Source organism: Streptomyces sp. NPDC051452 (assembly GCF_044454765.1).
Classification (GTDB): Bacteria; Actinomycetota; Actinomycetes; order Streptomycetales; family Streptomycetaceae; genus Streptomyces.
Genome location: NZ_JBITEB010000002.1, coordinates 57,964 through 74,950 on the forward strand (window position 1 = coordinate 57,964; position 16,987 = coordinate 74,950).

Consider the following 16,987-nt stretch of genomic DNA (forward strand, 5'->3'; position numbering starts at 1 on the left):
TCACTCACCTTCCCGTCCGCCCGCCGTCCGCGCCGCGACGGCGGCACCGAGGCGGTCCGCCGGTCCGGGCGGGAGCAGGCCGGTCAGATGGCCGGCCAGCGTCTCCACGGAGCGCAGCGCCGGGATCAGATCCGGTACGGACAGCTCGCCCAGTGCGGGCAGCCGGGCCTCGATCCGGTCCTTGAGCTGCATGATCATCACCGAGTCGAAGGCGAGGTCCTCGTAGAACCGGGCGCCGCCCGTCAACTCCGCCACCGGATGACCTCCCACGTCGGCCACGGCCGCCACCACGGCGGCCAGAACGGCGGCACCGCCGGACACCTCCCCGCCGGCACCCGGCGCCGCCACCGGGTACCCGCCGCCGTCCCCGGCCGAGGCCCGGCCGGTCCCACGGACCGAGGGGCGGGGGGACTCGGGGAACGCGGTGTCCGGCTCGGGGGCGACCTGCGGGAAGCGGGAGCGGTCGTCGAAGACGTAGGGGGCCAGACGCTCCGCCCTGCGGTGTTCCGGCGCGTACAGCGCGTCCCAGTCGGGGTCGAGTCCGGCGCGGTACAACGCGGCGATCACGTCGGCCAGTTCGAGACCGGAGGCGGCGGGACCGGGGCACGGGTGCAGGAAGTCCACGCCGGTGCCGAAGCCGCACCGCGCCGCCAGTGGCAGCAGCTGCGGCCGGGGCCCCAGCTCCAGGAGATGGGTCGGCGCGCTCTGGCCGACGAGCGCGGCCAGGGCGTCCGCGAAGAGCACCGGCGCGGCGGCCTGCGCGGTCCAGTACTCGGCGTCCAGCGGTTCGTCGCGCAGCAGGCGCCCGTACCGGGTCGAGGCGAACGGCACCTGCGGCCGGTGCGCCTCGATCCCGGCCGCCGACTCCCGCAGCCGCGGCAGTACGGGGGCGAGCGCCGGGGAGTGGAAGGCGAACGGCACGTCCAGGAAGCGGACCCGCAGGCCCTGTTCGCCGAGCGCGTGGGCGGCCCGCTCCAGCGCCGGGCGGCTGCCCGACAGCACGGTGTCGACGGGGCTGTTGACGGCCGCGAGGACCAGCTCCGGTGCGCCCGCGAGCAGCGCCTCGACTCGGTCCCGGTCGCCGCGCACCGTCAACATGCCACCGTCCGGCGGGAGTTCGGCCATGAGTGCCGCCCGGCCGGCGACCAGTCGGGCCGCGTCGGCGAGGTCGAGTGCCCCGGCGGTCACGGCGGCGGCGTACTCGCCCACGCTGTGTCCGAGCACGGCCGCCGGGCGTACACCGAGTCCGGTCAGCGTGCGGGAGAGGGCGTACCCGACCGCGAACAGCGCGGGCTGCGCGAGGTGGGGCCCGGTGATCCGCTCGTCGCCGCCGAGCAGCGCCTCGCGCAGCGAGTGGCCGGTGTACGGGGTGAGGGCGGCGTCGGCCTCGTCGAAGTGCCGCCGGTAGGCGGGGACGTCGCGGTACAGCCCGGCGGTCATGCCGGGGTACGGGCTGCCCTGCCCGGTGAAGAGGAACCCGACGACCGGCGCGGCCGAGGGCCGCCCGGCCGCCGGTGCCACGGCGGGCTCGGTGGCGGCCCGCCGCAGCGCCCCGGCCAGTTCCCCGGCGTCGCGCGCGGTGGTGGCGTACCGGTAGGGCAGGCCGGTCTTGGCCCGGTTGCTGCTCCAGCACAACGCCGCCACCGGCCGCCCGTACCGCCCCACCGCCTTCGCCTGCGCCGCGAGGTTGCGCCGCAGCGCGTCGGCCGAGTCGGCGGTGACGGTGAACACCCCGGCGGCCACGGGCCGCCCCGCCCCGGCGGGTGCCCGACCCCCCTCGCCCGCGCCCCGCCCGGACGCCTCCCGTCCGCCCGGCCGGGAGGGCGCCGGGGCCGGGGCGGGCGCGGAGGCCAGGACGACGTGGGCGTTGGTGCCGCCCATGCCGAAGCTGCTGACGCCGGCGAGGGTCTCGCCGCGCGGCAGCCGCAGCGGCGACTTCAGTAGCCGCAGGCCCCGTTCGGCCAGCCGCAGCCGTGGGTTCTCGCGGTCGGCGAAGCGGCTCGTCGGCACGACCCGGTGATGCAGCGCCAGCGCGGTCTTGATCAGCCCGGCGATTCCGGCGGCGCCCTCGGTGTGGCCGATGTTGCCCTTCACCGAGCCGATGGCGCAGGGCTCGGCCCGCGGCACGCCGTGCACCGCGCCCAGCGCCGCGCACTCGATGGCGTCGCCGAGCACCGTCCCGGTGCCGTGCGCCTCCACGAAGCGCACCTGGTCCGCGCCGACCCCGGCCCGGCGGTAGGCGGCCCGCAGGACCTTCTGCTGTGACCAGCGGCTGGGCGCGGTGACCCCGTTGCTCCGTCCGTCCTGGTTGACGGCGCTGCCCCGGATCACCGCGTACACCCGGCTGCCGTCCGCCACGGCGTCCTCCAGCCGGCGCAGCACCACCGCCCCCACCCCGTCGGCCCGGCCGATACCGTCGGCCCCGGCGGAGAACGGCTTGCACCGTCCGTCCGGGGCGGCGAGCCCGAGCTGCTGGTAGACCAGGCCCAGCGTCGGGGAGAGCACCAGGTTGACCCCGGCCGCGACGGCGGCCGAGCACTCGCCGGTCAGCAGCGCGCCCACCGCGAGGTGCACGGCGACCAGCGAGGAGGAGCAGGCGGTGTCCACCGCGAGGCTGGGCCCGGTCAGGTCGAGGTGGTAGGACACCCGGTTGGCGATCATCCCGGCGCTGCTGCCCGCGCCCAGCTGGGGGGTGGGCGCCCGCCCCCCGGCCAGGGTCAGCCGGCCCCACTCGCCGCCCATCACCCCGACGTAGACACCGGTGTCGCTGCCGGCCAGCGCCGTCGGGGAGATCCCGGAGTCCTCGATCGCCCGCCACACGCACGGCAGCAGCAGCCGCTGGTGCGGGTCCATGGCGGCGGCTTCGCGCGGCGGTACGGAGAAGAAGGCGTGGTCGAAGGCGTCGATGCCGTCGGCGAAGCCGCCCCGGTCGATCCCCGGGTGCGCGGCCGCCTCCCAGCGTCCCGCGGGCAGTTCACCCACGGCGTCGGCCGAGCCCAGCAACAGCTCCCAGTAGGCGTCGGCGCCTTGGGCGCGCGGGAAGAGGCAGTCGATGCCTACCACCGCGATGTCCCCCATCAGCGGGCTCCGGGGGCGAAGACATCGGCGTACGCGGCCGGCAGATGGGCCAGCAGCCGAGCGACGGTGGGGTGGTCCCACAGCAAGGTGGGGTCGGCCTCCACGCCCCACTCGTCCTCCAGGTCGCCGCACAGGCTGAGCGCGACCACCGAGTCGGCGCCGTACTCGGCGAGCGGGACGGTGGGGTCGATCGTCTCGGCCGGCCGGTGCAGATAGTCGGCGAGCCGGTCCAGCAGCCACTGTTCGAGCAGGGTGCGCGGGGCCGTGGGCCGGTGCGTGGATGCGGTCATCGTCCAACTCCTTCGCGGGTCCCGCGGGGTCAGCCGCTCACGGGGGTGGTGTAGAGGTCGTAGCTGATCTGGGCGCCGTAGCGGAGCTGCACCTCGTGCCGGATCCGGGCGGCGCACCCCTGCGGCAGGTCGGCGACGCGCAGCCCCAGCCGCCGGGCCACCCGGTGCAGGGCCGCCGCCGCCCAGGACGCCTCGGCCAGGAACGGGTCGCCGCCCCGCCCGGCCTGCCGCCACACGCCCAGCACCGCGGCGGCGGCGAGCAGCAGCGCGTACCGGTCGACCAGCGCGAACCCGGCGGCCGGCCAGACGCCCGGACGGCCGCCGCGCGCCAGGGTCCGCACCCGCTCGCGCAGTTCGGACAGCTCCGCCACCAGGGCCCGGGCGTATCCGGTCAGGGCCCGCTCGGCCGGGTCGGCTCCGGGGGCCTCGTCGGCGATCAGCGGCAGGCAGGCGGTGAGCGCCTCGTGTCCGCAGGCCAGGCTCAGCCGGTCGGCCGGCAGCGGCGGCACCGGGTCCCCGGGCCGGAACAGGGCGCCCGGCGGTGGCTCGGCGCGCAGCCAGGAGGTGCGGGCGAGGCTGGACAGCTGGGGGATGACCGTGGCCTGGCAGGCGGCGGTACCCGCGTGCCCGAGGCTCAGCACGGGGACGTCCCTGACGTGCTTCTGGAAGATCCCCAGCGAGCCCTCGCGGCTGTAGATGCCCGAGCCGAGCACGGTCGACAGGTCGTACATGGTCTCGATGAGCACCTTGGGCAGCAGGTACTTCAGGGCGGCCGAGTAGACGCTGGTCTCCTCGGGCAGCAGGTGCAGGGCGCGCAGCGCGAACACCGCGAGGCTGTCGTACAGCAGCAGGTTGACGAAGGCGCCGGTGGTGGAGGCCGAGGCGCGGGCGGCGTCGGTGGCGCGGCCGGGGCGGGCCGGCGAGGTACGCGACTGCTCGAACATGACGGCGGTGCGCAGCACGGTGTCGACGGCCGCGACCGCGCAGGACGCGATGACCGTGCGGCTGAGCTGGAAGGACCGCAGGGCGGTGGCCACCCCGCCGCCCTCCGGGCCGAGCAGCGCCGTGGCCGGTACGGGGCACTCGTCGAACTCGATCCCGGCGAACCGGCAGCCGCGCAGGCCGACCGCGACCCGCCGGGGCAGCAGTGCGGCGCGGTCGGCGGGCAGTTCGTCCGGGCGCAGCAGCAGGGTGGAGTGGCTGCGGCTGCCGGGTTCGTCGCCGGTGCGGCAGAACAGCACCAGGGCCCGGGCCCGCTCCAGGTTGTTGATCAGCGGCTTGACGCCGCCGAGCACCAGGCCGTCCGGGGTGCGGCGGGCGGTGACCCCGCTGCGGACGTAGTCGTTGCTGTGGGCGGTCTCGTGCTGGGCGATGGCCGCCTTGCCGCCGTCGAGGAGCACGTCGGCGAGCCAGGCGCGCTGCCGCGTCGTGCCGGCCAGCCACACGTCGGAGGCGGCCATCCAGCTGGTCATCCCGTAGCCCATGGCGAGGCCGACGTCCCGGCGGAAGACGGGCCGCACGACGCCGACCAGGTCCTCGTACGACTCGAGCCGGCCGCCGAGTGCGGCGGGCACGAACTCGGCGGGCACGGCGAGGGAGTCGAGCAGTTCCTCACCGGCGTCGAAGCGTTCGGCGAGCCGGTCGGCCCCGAGCAGGGCGGCGTAGCCGTAGGGGTTGCCCGGGTCGGCGGGGTCGCCCAGCGCCGCCTCGACGCGGCCGGCCCGCGCCCGGCCGTCGGGGACCGCCGGGAGCGTCGCGGCGGCGCCGCCGTACCCGGCGGACGGCTCGCTCACCACCGGCCGCCCCCGCCGGCCGGTTCGGGTGCGAGCAGGTCCTCGCCCAGAGCGGTGTGCCGGGCCCGCAGCCGCTCGTCCAGCGCGGGTTCCAGCACCCGGTGCGCACTGGCCAGTTCCCCGGCGAGGAACAGCCGGCGGGTCTCGGCGCGCCGCACCTTGCCGCTGGTGGTGCGGGGCACGGTGCCGGGGCGCACCAGCAGCAGGTTGGCGAGCGGCACGTTGCACTCGGCGCCGACGGCCTCCTGCACCCGCCGCACCAGGGCGTTCACCCGGGCGGTGTCGGCCAGGTCGGCGCGCGCCTCCTGGACCACCACGAGCTGTTCGCGTCCGGCGAGGTCGACGGAGAACGCCGCCGCGGCGCCGGGCCGCAGGGCCGCCGCCGCCTCCCGTACGACCCACTCGACGTCCTGCGGGTAGAGGTTGCGGCCGTTGAGGATGATCAGTTCCTTGAGCCGGCCGGTGACATGGAGGCGGCCGTCGGCCAGGACGCCGAGGTCGCCGGTGCGCAGGAAGCCGGTCCGCCCGTCGCTCAGGGTCGCCCGGAAGGTCTCCTCGCTCTCCTCGGGGCGCTTCCAGTAGCCCTGGGCGACGCTGTCGCCGCGCAGCCAGATCTCCCCGACGGTGCCCGCCGGCAACTCCGTGCGCTCCTCGGGGTCGACGATCCTGACGTCGTACCCGGTGACCGGCCCGCAGTCGACCAGCTCGCGCGCGGCGGCGCCCTCGGGCACCTCGGCCAGCCGTCCGCGTTCCAGCGTCCCGGGGTCGGCCGGGCGGGTGTTCCAGGGCTCGCCGGGTGTGCCGCCGGAGACCAGCAGGGTCGCCTCGGCCAGCCCGTAGCAGGGGTACACCGCCGAGGCCCGCAGTCCGGACACGGCGAAGTGCGCGGCGAACCTGCGCAGGGTGGCGGGCCGTACCGGCTCGGCGCCGTTGAGTACCAGCCGCCAGCCGGACAGGTCGAGAGAGGCGGCCTCCTCCTCGGAGATCCGGTCGGCGCACAGGTCGTAGCAGAAGTTGGGGCCGCCGCCGAGGGTCACGCCGTAGGTGTCGATGGCGCGCAGCCAGCGCATGGGCTGCCGGACGAAGGCCTCGGCGGGCATCTGCACGGACAGGGCGCCCAGCCAGAGGGGGTGCAGCAGATGCGCGATGAAGCCCATGTCGTGGTAGTGCGGCAACCAGCCGCCGAAACGGTCCTGCGAGGTGGTGCGCAGGGTCTGTCGCAGCAGCCGCTGGTTGTCCATGAGGTTGCGGTGGGAGACCATCACGCCGCGTGGGTCGCGCACCGAGCCCGAGGTGTACTGCAGGAAGGCCAGGTCGTCGGGGCGGGTGCGCACCGGCCGCCAGGAGTTCGCGTCGCCGAGTGCCGGTCCGTCGGTGGCGACGCACTCGACGCCGTCCCGCAGCGCCCCGGCCAGCCAACGGGAGACCTCCGGCGCGCTCGCGGCCTCGGTCAGCACCAGGCGGGCCCCGGTGTCGTCGAGCATCGACCGCACCCGGTCGGCGCGCCGGCTCCGGCTGCCGCCGCCGTCGGGCAGCGGCGCGGGCACGGCCACCGCGCCCGCGTACAGGCAGCCGGCGTAGGCGCTGAGGAACTGCGCGGTGGAGGCGTACAGCAGCAGCACGGGCGTCCCCTCGGCCCGTCGCTCCTGGAGCATCGAGCCGATCCGGCGGGCCCGCAGGTCCAGTTCCCCGTACGTCAGCCGCAGGGGGCTGACCGCCGCGCCCCGGTGCCGCAGCTCGACATGGGCCTCGGCGTCGGGCCGCTTGGCCGCCCGCTCGCGCAGCACATCGGTGAAGGTGGTCAGGTTGGGCATCGCTCCCCCTCGCGACGATGACCGCCGCACTCCCCCGTCCGGAGCCGGCCAACGTGTCTGTCGTGCATGGTCGAAGCCGTCCCTAAAGGACCGCTTGGACCGACCGCGGCGAACCGGGCGCGGGCGCGCGGGGGCGGTGGACCGGGACGGTGACCGGGGACCGGGCGCCGACCGCCCGCGCCGCTCCCCCCGACCGGGGGTTATCCCCACCCCGGATCCGGGAGCGGCCCGGATCCCCCCTGGAGGCGGGTCCGTATACCTTCGAAGCGGCTTCGCGGGCCGGATCCGGTCCAGGGTGTGAAGCGACTCGCAGACCGTTTCAGGGGGAGTTCGTCGTGGCCGGTACACGTGATCGTGGAGAGGACCGCAAGTGGGGGCGCGCCGCCGGCGTCGGGGGTGTGGTGCTGGCGGTCGTCGCCCTCGCCACCGCGTGCGGCGCGTCCGCGGCGGATGACAAGCACCCCGAGCACCGTTCCTTCGGGCTGCACGGCCGGACCCTGACCGTCGACTCGGACGACTCGGCGCTCGATCTCGTCGTGTCGGACTCGGTGAAGTCGGACGAGGTCCAGGTCACCCGGTGGTTCCAGGGCCGCGTCACCGTCGGCGGGAAACCGAAGGTGACCTGGGCGATGAAGGACGGCGACCGGCTCGTCCTGCGGATGAGGTGCTCGGGCGTGGTCGCCGACTGCTCCGCCCGGCACCGGATCGTCGTGCCGCGCGGCGTCGCCGTGACGGTGCGGGACGGGGACGGCGGCGTGAACGCGCGCGGCTTCGCCGAGGCGCTGACCGTCCGTACGGCCGACGGTTCGGTACGGGTCATCGACTCCTCGGGGCCGCTCGACCTGCGCAGCGCCGACGGCTCCATCCAGGCGCTCGGCGTGGCCGCGCGGAACGTGCGCGCCCGCAGCGAGGACGGCTCGGTACGGCTCGAACTGTCCGCCGTACCCGACCTGGTGGACTCCCGCACGGCCGACGGCTCCGTGTCGATCGTGCTGCCCCGGGCCGGCTACCGGGTGACGACCGGCAGCCACGACGGTTCGGTCCACGTGGCCGTGCCACGCGACGACTCCAGCACACACCGCGTCTCGGCCCACACCGGCGACGGGGCGATCACGGTACGAACCGCCCACTGACGACGCGCTCGGCGAGGCGTCCCGTTGATGGTCGGGCGGGGGCGGCCGTGTGGCCGCCGGGGCGGCTCGTGCGGCGTACGGTGAACAAGGTGGTGCCCGGAGCCGGACTTGAACCGGCACGCCCGCGAAGGGGCAGCGAGGTTTAAGCTCGCCGTGTCTGCATTCCACCATCCGGGCAGGCCATAGGCTCCGCTGCGAGTGTTCCGAGCCTATCGGGAGGCATCCCCCGGACAGCCGTCGAGCGGATCTATGTTGTCTTATTTTATTGGCGTCTGAGGGTGCATCAGCCCACGGAACAGGCCATCCGCACTTGCCAATAGCGTGGCGGGCCACGGGTGCGGCCACACCGGAAATGACGGAATTTCACCTACCGAACGAGGGCGTCCCACCTGTTCTCGGTACGACCGGTGTCAGGGGCGCCCGTCCTCCCCAGGTATGACACGGGCCCGCTCCGTCCGACCGGAGTCGCCCCCCGGAACCGGAACAGCGACTGACTCCACGGCCCCGCGCGGCCGGGACGATGGATGAGTCCCCATGAGCAGACGCCGTCCCGACAGGAGCACTTCCCCGTGACCACCACACCCACCGACGCCCGGACCACCGCCGTGGCCGCACGCGCCACGGAGCTGTCGAAGATCTACGGGCAGGGTGAGACCCGGGTGGTCGCCCTGGACCGGGTCTCCGTCGACTTCCGCCAGGCCGAGTTCACCGCGATCATGGGGCCCTCCGGCTCCGGCAAGTCGACGCTGATGCACTGCGTGGCCGGTCTCGACACCTTCTCGGAGGGGTCCGTGCGCATCGGTGACACCGAGCTGGGCTCCCTGAAGGACAAGCAGCTCACCAGGTTGCGCCGGGACAAGATCGGCTTCATCTTCCAGGCCTTCAACCTGCTGCCCACCCTGACCGCGCTGGAGAACATCACCCTGCCCATGGACATCGCCGGGCGCAAGCCCGACAAGGCGTGGCTGGACCGGGTCATCGAGATGGTCGGGCTGTCCGGGCGGCTGAGCCACCGGCCCTCCCAGCTCTCCGGCGGCCAGCAGCAGCGCGTCGCCGTCGCCCGCGCCCTCGCCTCCAGGCCCGCGATCATCTTCGGCGACGAGCCGACCGGAAACCTCGACTCGCGCTCCGGCGCCGAGGTGCTCGGCTTCCTGCGCAACTCCGTGCGCGAGCTGGGGCAGACGGTGGTCATGGTCACCCACGACCCGGTCGCCGCGGCCTACGCCGACCGCGTGGTCTTCCTCGCGGACGGGCGGATCGTCGACGAGATCCACGCCCCCACGGCCGACGCCGTCCTCGACCTGATGAAGCAGTTCGACGCGAAGGGCCGTACCAGCTGATGTTCCGCACCGCCCTGCGCAACGTCTTCGCGCACAAGGCACGGCTCCTGATGACCGTGCTCGCCGTCATGCTCGGCGTGGCCTTCGTCTCCGGGACGCTGGTCTTCACCAACACCATCTCCGACGCCTACCAGAAGAGCTCCGCCAAGGGCTTCGACCGGGTCGACGTCGCCGTACGGCCCCAGTACCTGGACTCCGAGGGCGACAAGGTCGGCAAGCGGGCCGAACTGACCCGGGCGCTGCTGGAGAAGGCCGCCCACGTTCCGGGCGCCGCCTCCGCGACCGGGGTCGTCACCGGCTTCACCGCCGTCGCCGACCGGGACGGCACCCTGGCCGGCGGCGACTGGCAGTCCGCCGGCGGCAACTACTGGGGCGCCAAGGACGACCGGTACCCGCTGGTCGGCGGGCACGCCCCGCACGGCAAGGACGAGGTACTGCTGGACTCCAGGACCGCCGAGCGTGCCGGCTACCACGTCGGCGACACCGTGCGCCTCTCGGTCGACGGCCCCGTCCTCACCCCGACCGTCGTCGGCATCTTCACCACCGACGACGGCAACGTGGCCGCGGGCGGCAGCCTCGCCCTGTTCGACACACCCACCGCGCAGGCCCTGTTCGGCAAGAAGCGCGGGTACGACGAGATCGACGTGCGGGCCGCAGCCGGCACCGGCCAGTCCGCGCTCAAGGCCGCGCTCGACAAGGCCCTGCCGTCCCGTCTGGTGGAGACCACCACCGGCAAGCAGCTCGCGGACGACCAGGCGCGCGCCATCTCCGCGTCGATGAGCGGTCTGAAGCAGACCCTGCTGGTGTTCGCCGGGATCGCCCTGTTCGTCGGCACGTTCATCATCGCCAACACCTTCACCATGCTGGTCGCCCAGCGCACCCGGGAGCTGGCCCTCATGCGGGCGGTCGGCGCCTCCCGCCGCCAGGTCACCCGCTCGGTGCTCATCGAGGCGTTCGCGGTCGGCGCGGTCGCCGGGGTGAGCGGTCTGGCCGCCGGTATCGGTATCGGCGCGGGCCTGCGCTCCCTGCTGGTCTCCTTCGGCGCGAGCATGCCCGACGGGCCCCTGGTGATCAGCCCGGGCACGGTCGTGACCGCGCTCGCGGTGGGCGTCCTGATCACCATGCTGGCCGCCTGGCTGCCCGGCCGCCGGGCCGCGAAGATCCCGCCCGTCGCGGCCATGAGCAGCGTGCACGCCCCGGCCACCACCAAGTCCCTGGTACTGCGCAACACGCTCGGCGCACTGTTCTCGGCGGCCGGCGTCGCGGTGGTCCTCGTGGCGACGACGATGAACGCGGACTCCGCCCAGGGCCCGATGGGCCTTGGTGCCGTACTGCTGATCCTCGGCGTGTTCATCCTGACCCCGCTGCTGTCCCGCCCGCTGATCGCGGCCGCGGCGCCCGTGCTGCGCGTGTTCGGGGTCTCGGGCAAGCTGGCCCGGCAGAACTCGGTGCGCAACCCGCGCCGTACGGCGGCCACCGCCTCCGCGCTGATGATCGGTCTGACCCTGATCACCGGCATGACGGTGATGGCGGGCAGCCTGCAGCAGGCGATCGACAAGATGGCCGGCTCGGCGATCCGCGCGGACTACGTCGTCTCGATGGCGGGCGGCGGCCCGCTCTCCCCGGACGTGGCCAGGAAGGTCGCCGCCACCGACGGCGTCACCGCCAGCAGCCCGCTGCGCGGCGGCGAGACCCGGATCGACGGCCACAGCGAGTACGTGACCGGCGTCGACGGCGCGTCCATCGGCAAGCTGACGGACCTGAAGGTCGAGGACGGCTCCTTCACGGTGGACGGCACCCGGGCCGTCGTGGACCAGGACCGGGCCAAGGAGTACGGCTGGAAGCCCGGCTCCCGGTTCACCGTGCACTTCCAGGACGGCGCGGCCCGCAGGCTGACGGTCGCCGGGATCTACGAGGGCAACGACATGATCGACGGGATCATGCTGGACAACAGGGTCCTCACCCCTCACCTGACCGACGTCTCCGACCGGCAGGTCATGGTCAAGACGGCGGACGGCGCGTCGGACGACGCCAAGCACGAGCTGGTGAAGGCCCTCGGCGCCAACCCGGCGATCAAGATCCAGGACAAGAAGGACATCTCCAACGAGATAGCCAAGATGTTCACGCTGATGCTGAACATGGTCTACGGCCTGCTCGGCATGGCGGTGATCGTCGCGGTGCTCGGTGTCGTCAACACCCTGGCGATGTCGGTCTTCGAGCGCTCCCAGGAGATCGGCATGCTCCGGGCGATCGGCCTGGACCGCACGGCGGTCAAGCGGATGGTGCGCCTGGAGTCCCTGGTGATCTCCCTGTTCGGCGGTGTGCTCGGGATCGGTCTGGGCGTGTTCTTCGGCTGGGCGGCCGGTGAACTGCTGGGCACGAAGATGCCGACGTACGAACTGGTCCTGCCGTGGGGCCGGATGGCGGTCTTCCTGCTGCTGGCGGGCGTGGTCGGCATCCTGGCCGCGCTGTGGCCGGCCCGGCGCGCGGCCCGGCTGAACATGCTGACGGCGATCAAGGCCGAGTAGCGGCCGGTGGTACGACGACGGGCCCCGCCCCGCCCTCGGGCGAAGCGGGGCCCGCTGTCGTGTCAGCCCTTCCAGACGCGGGCGCGCAGGGACAGGCCGGACCTGCCGGACTCCGGGGTGCGGATCGCCAGGACCTGGTTGACGCCGATGCGGTTGTGTTCGAAGGCGAGCGCGGAAGCGGCCATGTACAGCCGCCAGACGCGGGCGCGGCCGGGTCCGCAGAGCCGGGCCGCCCGGTCCCAGTCGGCCTCCAGCCGGGTGACCCACCGGCGCAGGGTGAGGGCGTAGTGCTCGCGGATGGACTCCACGTCACGCACCTCGAAGCCGGCGCGCTCCAGCTGGGTGACGGTGGTGCCGAGCGGGGCGAGTTCACCGTCGGGGAAGACGTAGGCGTCGATGAACGGGTCGACCTCGTACGAGGACTCGTCGCGCTGGGGCCGCCGGGCGATCTGGTGGTTGAGGAGCCGGCCCCCCGGCTTGAGCAGCGCGTGCAGCTGGACCGCGTACTCCAGATAGCGTTCGGCGCCGACGTGTTCGGCCATGCCGATGGAGGAGATCGCGTCGAAGGGGCCGTCCATGACGTCGCGGTAGTCCTGGACGCGGATCTCCACCCGGTCGGTGAGGCCCTCGTCGGCGACGCGCTTGCGGGCGTAGGCGGCCTGTTCCTGGGAGAGAGTGATCCCGACGACGCTCACGCCGTGCTCGCGGGCCGCGTGGATGGCCATGGAGCCCCAGCCGCAGCCGACGTCCAGCAGCCGCTGTCCGGCCGTCAGGCCGAGCTTGGCGCAGACGAGTTCGAGCTTGTCGCGCTGGGCCGACTCCAGGGTGGGGTGCTCCTCGGCGGCCGCCCAGTACGCGCAGGAGTACACCATGGAGGGGCCGAGGACGATCTCGTAGAAGTCGTTGCCGACGTCGTAGTGGTGGCTGATGGCCCGTTTGTCGGTGCGCCGGGTGTGCAGTTGCCGCCGGGGTCTGCGGACCTCCTCGCGGGGCGGGGTCGGCGGGAGGGGAGGTCCGGCGAGTCTCAGCAGGTCGCGAGCGGCGGCCCGGACCTGCGGATCGCGCACCGCCTGGGCCAGCGTGCGGGCGTCCTCCCCGCGCTCCCAGACCAGCCCGGCCACCAGGTCCAGTGTGGTGTAGAGGTCGCCCTCGATGTCCAGATCCCCCGCCACCCAGGCCCGGGCCAGGCCCAGTTCCCCCGGTTTGAACAGCATGCGGCGCAGGGCGCGGCGGTTGCGGAACACGAGCGCCGGCGCGTCCGGCGGTCCGTCCAGGGATCCGTCCCACGCCCGCACCCGCATGGGCAGCGGCGTTCCCAGCACCTGCTCGGCAAGACTCCTGAGCCGCGACGCGGCGTCGGCCATGGCGCACACCTCCAAGACGACGATCCCGGATGTCCGTTCACCACGTAAACACCGCGCGGCGCTCAGCGCAGTCCCGCAAAGGAGTTACAACTGGGCAAAAAAGGCTGTACAGGGCACGCACTTTGCGCGCGCTCCGGCCGGCGGACAACGCCGAAGGACCTCCCGCACCACGGATGGCGGGAGGTCCTTCGAAGGGTTCGGCGACCGCGGGCCGGGGGTCACCGGCCGTGCGGCCGACCGGTGGTCCGGCCGGGCGTCAGGAGGCCTTGGCCTTCTCCTCGGTCTTCGCCGGGGCGGCGACCGGGGCGGGCTTGGCGGCCTCGTAGAACTCCTCGCGCGGGTTCTCCATGGCGCCCAGGGAGACGACCTCGCGCTTGAGGAACATGCCGAGGGTCCAGTCGGCGAAGACGCGGATCTTGCGGTTCCAGGTCGGCATCGCCATACCGTGGTAGCCACGGTGCATGTACCAGGCGAGGCGGCCCTTGAGCTTGATCTTCATCTTGCCCATGACGATCATCGCCACGCCCTTGTGCAGGCCGAGACCGGCCACCGCACCCTTGTTGGCGTGCTCGTACTCCTTCTGCGGGAAGCCCCGCATGCCGGAGATCACGTTGTCGCCGAGGGTGCGCGCCTGGCGCAGCGCGTGCTGGGCGTTCGGCGGGCACCAGGCGTTCTCGTTGCCCGCCTTGCGGCCGACGAGGTCCGGAACCTGCGCGTTGTCACCGGCGGCCCAGATGTAGTCCGTGCCCTTGACCTGGAGCGTGGGCTCGCAGTCGACGTGGCCGCGCGGGCCGAGGGGCAGGCCGAAGCGGGCGAGGGCCGGGTTCGGCTTGACGCCGGCGGTCCACACGATCGTGTTGGAGTCGACCTCGAGGCCGTTCTTCAGCACCACGTGGCCGTCGACGCAGGAGTCCATGGAGGTGGAGAGGTAGATCTCCACACCACGGCTCTCCAGGTGCTCCTTGCCGTACTGGCCGAGCTTGGGGCCGACCTCGGGCAGGATCTTGTCCGCGGCGTCGACGAGGACGAAGCGCATGTCCTCGCGGGAGACGTTCTTGTAGTACTTGGCCGCGTCCCGGGCCATGTCCTCGACCTCGCCGATGGTCTCCGCGCCCGCGAAGCCACCGCCGATGAAGACGAAGGTGAGCGCCCTGCGGCGGATCTCCTCGTCGGTCGTGGAGTCGGCCTTGTCCAGCTGCTCGAGGACGTGGTTGCGCAGGCCGATGGACTCCTCGATGCCCTTCATGCCGATGCCCTGCTCGGCGAGGCCGGGGATCGGGAAGGTGCGGGAGACCGCGCCCATCGCGATGACCAGGTAGTCGAAAGGCAGCTCGTACGCCTCGCCCACCAGGGGGGCGATCGTGGCGACCTTGCGGTCCTGGTCGATGGTGGTGACCCGGCCGGTGAGGACCTCCGCCTTCGGCAGCACGCGTCGCAACGGGACGACGACATGGCGAGGGGAGATGTTGCCGGCGGCGGCTTCGGGGAGGAAGGGCTGGTAGGTCATGTACGACCGGGGGTCGACGACCGTGACGGTCGCCTCGCCGTAGCGCATCTTCTTGAGAATGCGCCGAGCTGCGTACAGGCCTACGTACCCACCGCCTACTACGAGGATCCTGGGACGCTCCGTGGTGCTCATGCCATCGAGTATCCACCCGCCTCAGGGGGGCTGCTCGTGCGCCCCTTCACAAGGTCCGACAGGGCCTGTGTTATCCTCCGCGACCCACGTGACGCAGGTCATGTCGCGCGAGGGGAACCCGGGGGCGGTTCGACCCGTTGTCAAGGCCGCGTGAGCTGCTCTTCCGGGCCGTTCGGCCCCTTGCGGACACCCCCGGCGCGGGGCTCGCGACACACCTCGGAAACATGCGCGCAACGCCCTCGCGAAGACGATTCGAAGGCCGTCAGGACCCCGGACGGGTCAATCAGGGCCCTCTGACCCCCCACTCGGACCGAATCTCTTGTGAAGAACTTCACGAACTTTCCCGACGGCACGTCACCCGGGCCCCCGGACGCCCCGCTCACACGTTATCCAACCTGCTCACCGGAGGCTACTCACGGGTAGTAAAACAACGGCCCTCCGGCGCCGATGGCCTGGGGCGACCGGCACCGGAGGGCACGTTCTCTTGCGCCTTCGTCCGTGCTTACGCCACCGACCACGCGATGCCGTCGAGGATGTCGTGTTCGCTCACCACGACCTCTCGGGCCCCGGTCCGCTCCATGATCGAGAGCAGCACGAGGGCCCCCGCGCCGATCACGTCGACCCGGCCCGGGTGCATGGCGCCGATCGCCGCGCGCTCGGCGTGGGTGGAGCGCAGCAGCCAGTCGGTGATCTCCCGGACGCGCTCGTAGGGGACGCGGGAGTGGTGGATGCGCGCCGAGTCGTACTCGGGCAGCTCCTGGGCGATCGCGGACACGGTGGTGACCGAGCCGGCGAGGCCGACCAGCGTGTGCGCCTCCCGCAGCGGTACCGTCCGCTCGGCGAGGTCCAGGGCGGCCTCGATGTCGGCCCGCATCGCGGCGACCTGCCGCTCGGTGGGCGGATCGCTCACCTCGCCGTCGTGCACCAGATGCCGTTCGGTCATCCGCACACAGCCGACGTCCACGGACCGGGCGGCCCGGACGTGGTCGTCGCCGACGACGAACTCGGTGGAGCCGCCGCCGATGTCCACCACCAGATAGGGCTTGGCCAGGTCTTGGCGACCCGTCAACTCCTTGGTGGCACCCGTGAAGGAGAACTCGGCCTCCTGGTCACCGGTGATCACCTCCGGCTCGACGCCGAGGATGTCGATCACACCCCGCACGAACTCGTCCCGGTTCTCGGCGTCCCGGGAGGCGGAGGTGGCGACGAAGCGAAGCCGCTCGGCACCGTGCTCCTTGACGACCTCGGCGTATTCGCGGCAGGCGGCGAAGGTCCGCTCCAGCGCCTCGGGGGCGAGCCGGCCGGTGCGGTCCACCCCCTGGCCGAGCCGCACGATCGTCATCCGCCGGTCCAGGTCGACGAGTTCGCCCGTCGCCGGGTCGGCGTCCGCGACCAGCAGGCGGATGGAGTTCGTACCGCAGTCGACGGCGGCGACACGGGTCACCGGGCGTCCTCCTCGTCGGGGCCGTCCGCGCTCACGCAGGGGCCCTTGCTCCACCACTGCGGCAGCATCGCGATCGCCTCGTCGCCGAGCGGGTTCACCCCGGGGCCCGCGGCCAGCGAGTGGGCCACCAGGACGTGCAGGCACTTCACCCGGTCCGGCATGCCGCCCGCGCTCGGGAAGCCCTCCAGGACCTCGATCTCGTCCCGGCGCCGGATGTAGTCCTCGTGCGCGGCCCGGTAGGCGGCGGCCAGCTCCGGGTCGGTGCCCAGCCGTTCCGTCATCTCCTTCATGACGCCGTTCGCCTCCAGCGTGCCGATCGCCGAGGCGGCGCGCGGGCACGTGAGGTAGTACGTCGTCGGGAAGGGCGTGCCGTCGGGCAGCCGGGGCGCGGTCTCCACGACGTCCGGCTGTCCGCACGGACAGCGGTGCGCGATGGCCCTCAGGCCCCGGGGCGGGCGGCCCAGCTGCTGCTTGAAGGCCTCGACGTCCGCTTCGGTGGGCTCGGTGCGCGGAGTGGGCGGCGGGGGCGTATGCATGACTGCTCTTCGAAGGCTTTCTGTCGGT

The 16,987-nt window shown here is 73.2% G+C and carries 11 protein-coding genes and 1 tRNA gene; 3 read left to right on the forward strand and 9 right to left on the reverse strand.

What is annotated here, in order from left to right:
- The 4 genes from ACIBA9_RS05570 to ACIBA9_RS05585 are packed head-to-tail and all read right to left on the reverse strand — an operon-like array spanning position 1 to position 6,975.
- The gene (locus tag ACIBA9_RS05570; protein WP_399360051.1) at positions 1 to 3,078 is read right to left on the reverse strand and encodes a type I polyketide synthase; all 3,078 of its coding nucleotides are present in this window, start codon (positions 3,076 to 3,078) and stop codon (positions 1 to 3) included.
- Complete coding sequence (locus ACIBA9_RS05575; RefSeq protein ID WP_399360052.1) at positions 3,078 to 3,368, reverse strand: acyl carrier protein; 291 nt, start codon at positions 3,366 to 3,368, stop codon at positions 3,078 to 3,080. The genes ACIBA9_RS05570 and ACIBA9_RS05575 overlap by 1 nt, the downstream gene beginning before the upstream one ends.
- A 29-nt stretch (positions 3,369 to 3,397) precedes the next feature.
- Positions 3,398 to 5,161: an acyl-CoA dehydrogenase gene (locus tag ACIBA9_RS05580; protein ID WP_399360053.1), complete on the reverse strand. Its 1,764-nt coding sequence runs from the start codon at positions 5,159 to 5,161 to the stop codon at positions 3,398 to 3,400.
- Positions 5,158 to 6,975 (reverse strand): fatty acyl-AMP ligase, encoded by a 1,818-nt coding sequence (locus ACIBA9_RS05585; RefSeq protein WP_399360054.1) that lies wholly within the window; start codon positions 6,973 to 6,975, stop codon positions 5,158 to 5,160. The genes ACIBA9_RS05580 and ACIBA9_RS05585 overlap by 4 nt, the downstream gene beginning before the upstream one ends.
- Positions 6,976 to 7,310: 335 nt before the next feature.
- Here ACIBA9_RS05585 and ACIBA9_RS05590 point away from each other — a divergent pair, with 335 nt between their 5' ends.
- Positions 7,311 to 8,108 (forward strand): DUF4097 family beta strand repeat-containing protein, encoded by a 798-nt coding sequence (locus tag ACIBA9_RS05590; RefSeq protein WP_399360055.1) that lies wholly within the window; start codon positions 7,311 to 7,313, stop codon positions 8,106 to 8,108.
- Between the two features lie 90 nt (positions 8,109 to 8,198).
- On the opposite strand, the gene ACIBA9_RS05595 is transcribed toward ACIBA9_RS05590, so the two are convergent.
- Positions 8,199 to 8,285 (reverse strand) — tRNA-Leu (locus tag ACIBA9_RS05595).
- A gap of 392 nt (positions 8,286 to 8,677) precedes the next feature.
- Between ACIBA9_RS05595 and ACIBA9_RS05600 the strand changes: the two genes are divergently transcribed.
- Together ACIBA9_RS05600 and ACIBA9_RS05605 are read left to right on the forward strand one after the other, a co-directional pair.
- The gene (locus ACIBA9_RS05600; RefSeq protein WP_399360056.1) at positions 8,678 to 9,448 is read left to right on the forward strand and encodes an ABC transporter ATP-binding protein; all 771 of its coding nucleotides are present in this window, start codon (positions 8,678 to 8,680) and stop codon (positions 9,446 to 9,448) included.
- Entirely contained in the window at positions 9,448 to 11,976 is a 2,529-nt protein-coding gene (locus ACIBA9_RS05605) for an ABC transporter permease (RefSeq protein WP_399360057.1), read from the forward strand. Before ACIBA9_RS05600 ends, ACIBA9_RS05605 begins: the two co-directional genes overlap by 1 nt.
- Before the next feature lie 62 nt (positions 11,977 to 12,038).
- Here ACIBA9_RS05605 and ACIBA9_RS05610 read toward each other — a convergent pair whose 3' ends face one another.
- The 4 genes from ACIBA9_RS05610 to ACIBA9_RS05625 form a co-directional block, all read right to left on the reverse strand.
- Complete coding sequence (locus tag ACIBA9_RS05610) at positions 12,039 to 13,340, reverse strand: class I SAM-dependent methyltransferase (protein ID WP_399360058.1); 1,302 nt, start codon at positions 13,338 to 13,340, stop codon at positions 12,039 to 12,041.
- Positions 13,341 to 13,596: 256 nt separating this feature from the next.
- On the reverse strand, positions 13,597 to 14,979 hold the full coding sequence (locus tag ACIBA9_RS05615; RefSeq protein ID WP_399360059.1) for an NAD(P)/FAD-dependent oxidoreductase: 1,383 nt from the start codon (positions 14,977 to 14,979) through the stop codon (positions 13,597 to 13,599).
- Positions 14,980 to 15,481: 502 nt separating this feature from the next.
- Positions 15,482 to 16,423 (reverse strand): exopolyphosphatase, encoded by a 942-nt coding sequence (locus ACIBA9_RS05620; protein ID WP_399360060.1) that lies wholly within the window; start codon positions 16,421 to 16,423, stop codon positions 15,482 to 15,484.
- A complete protein-coding gene (locus ACIBA9_RS05625; protein ID WP_399360061.1) occupies positions 16,420 to 16,959 on the reverse strand; it encodes a DUF501 domain-containing protein in 540 nt (179 codons plus the stop codon). The genes ACIBA9_RS05620 and ACIBA9_RS05625 overlap by 4 nt, the downstream gene beginning before the upstream one ends.
- Positions 16,960 to 16,987 lie beyond the last annotated feature (28 nt).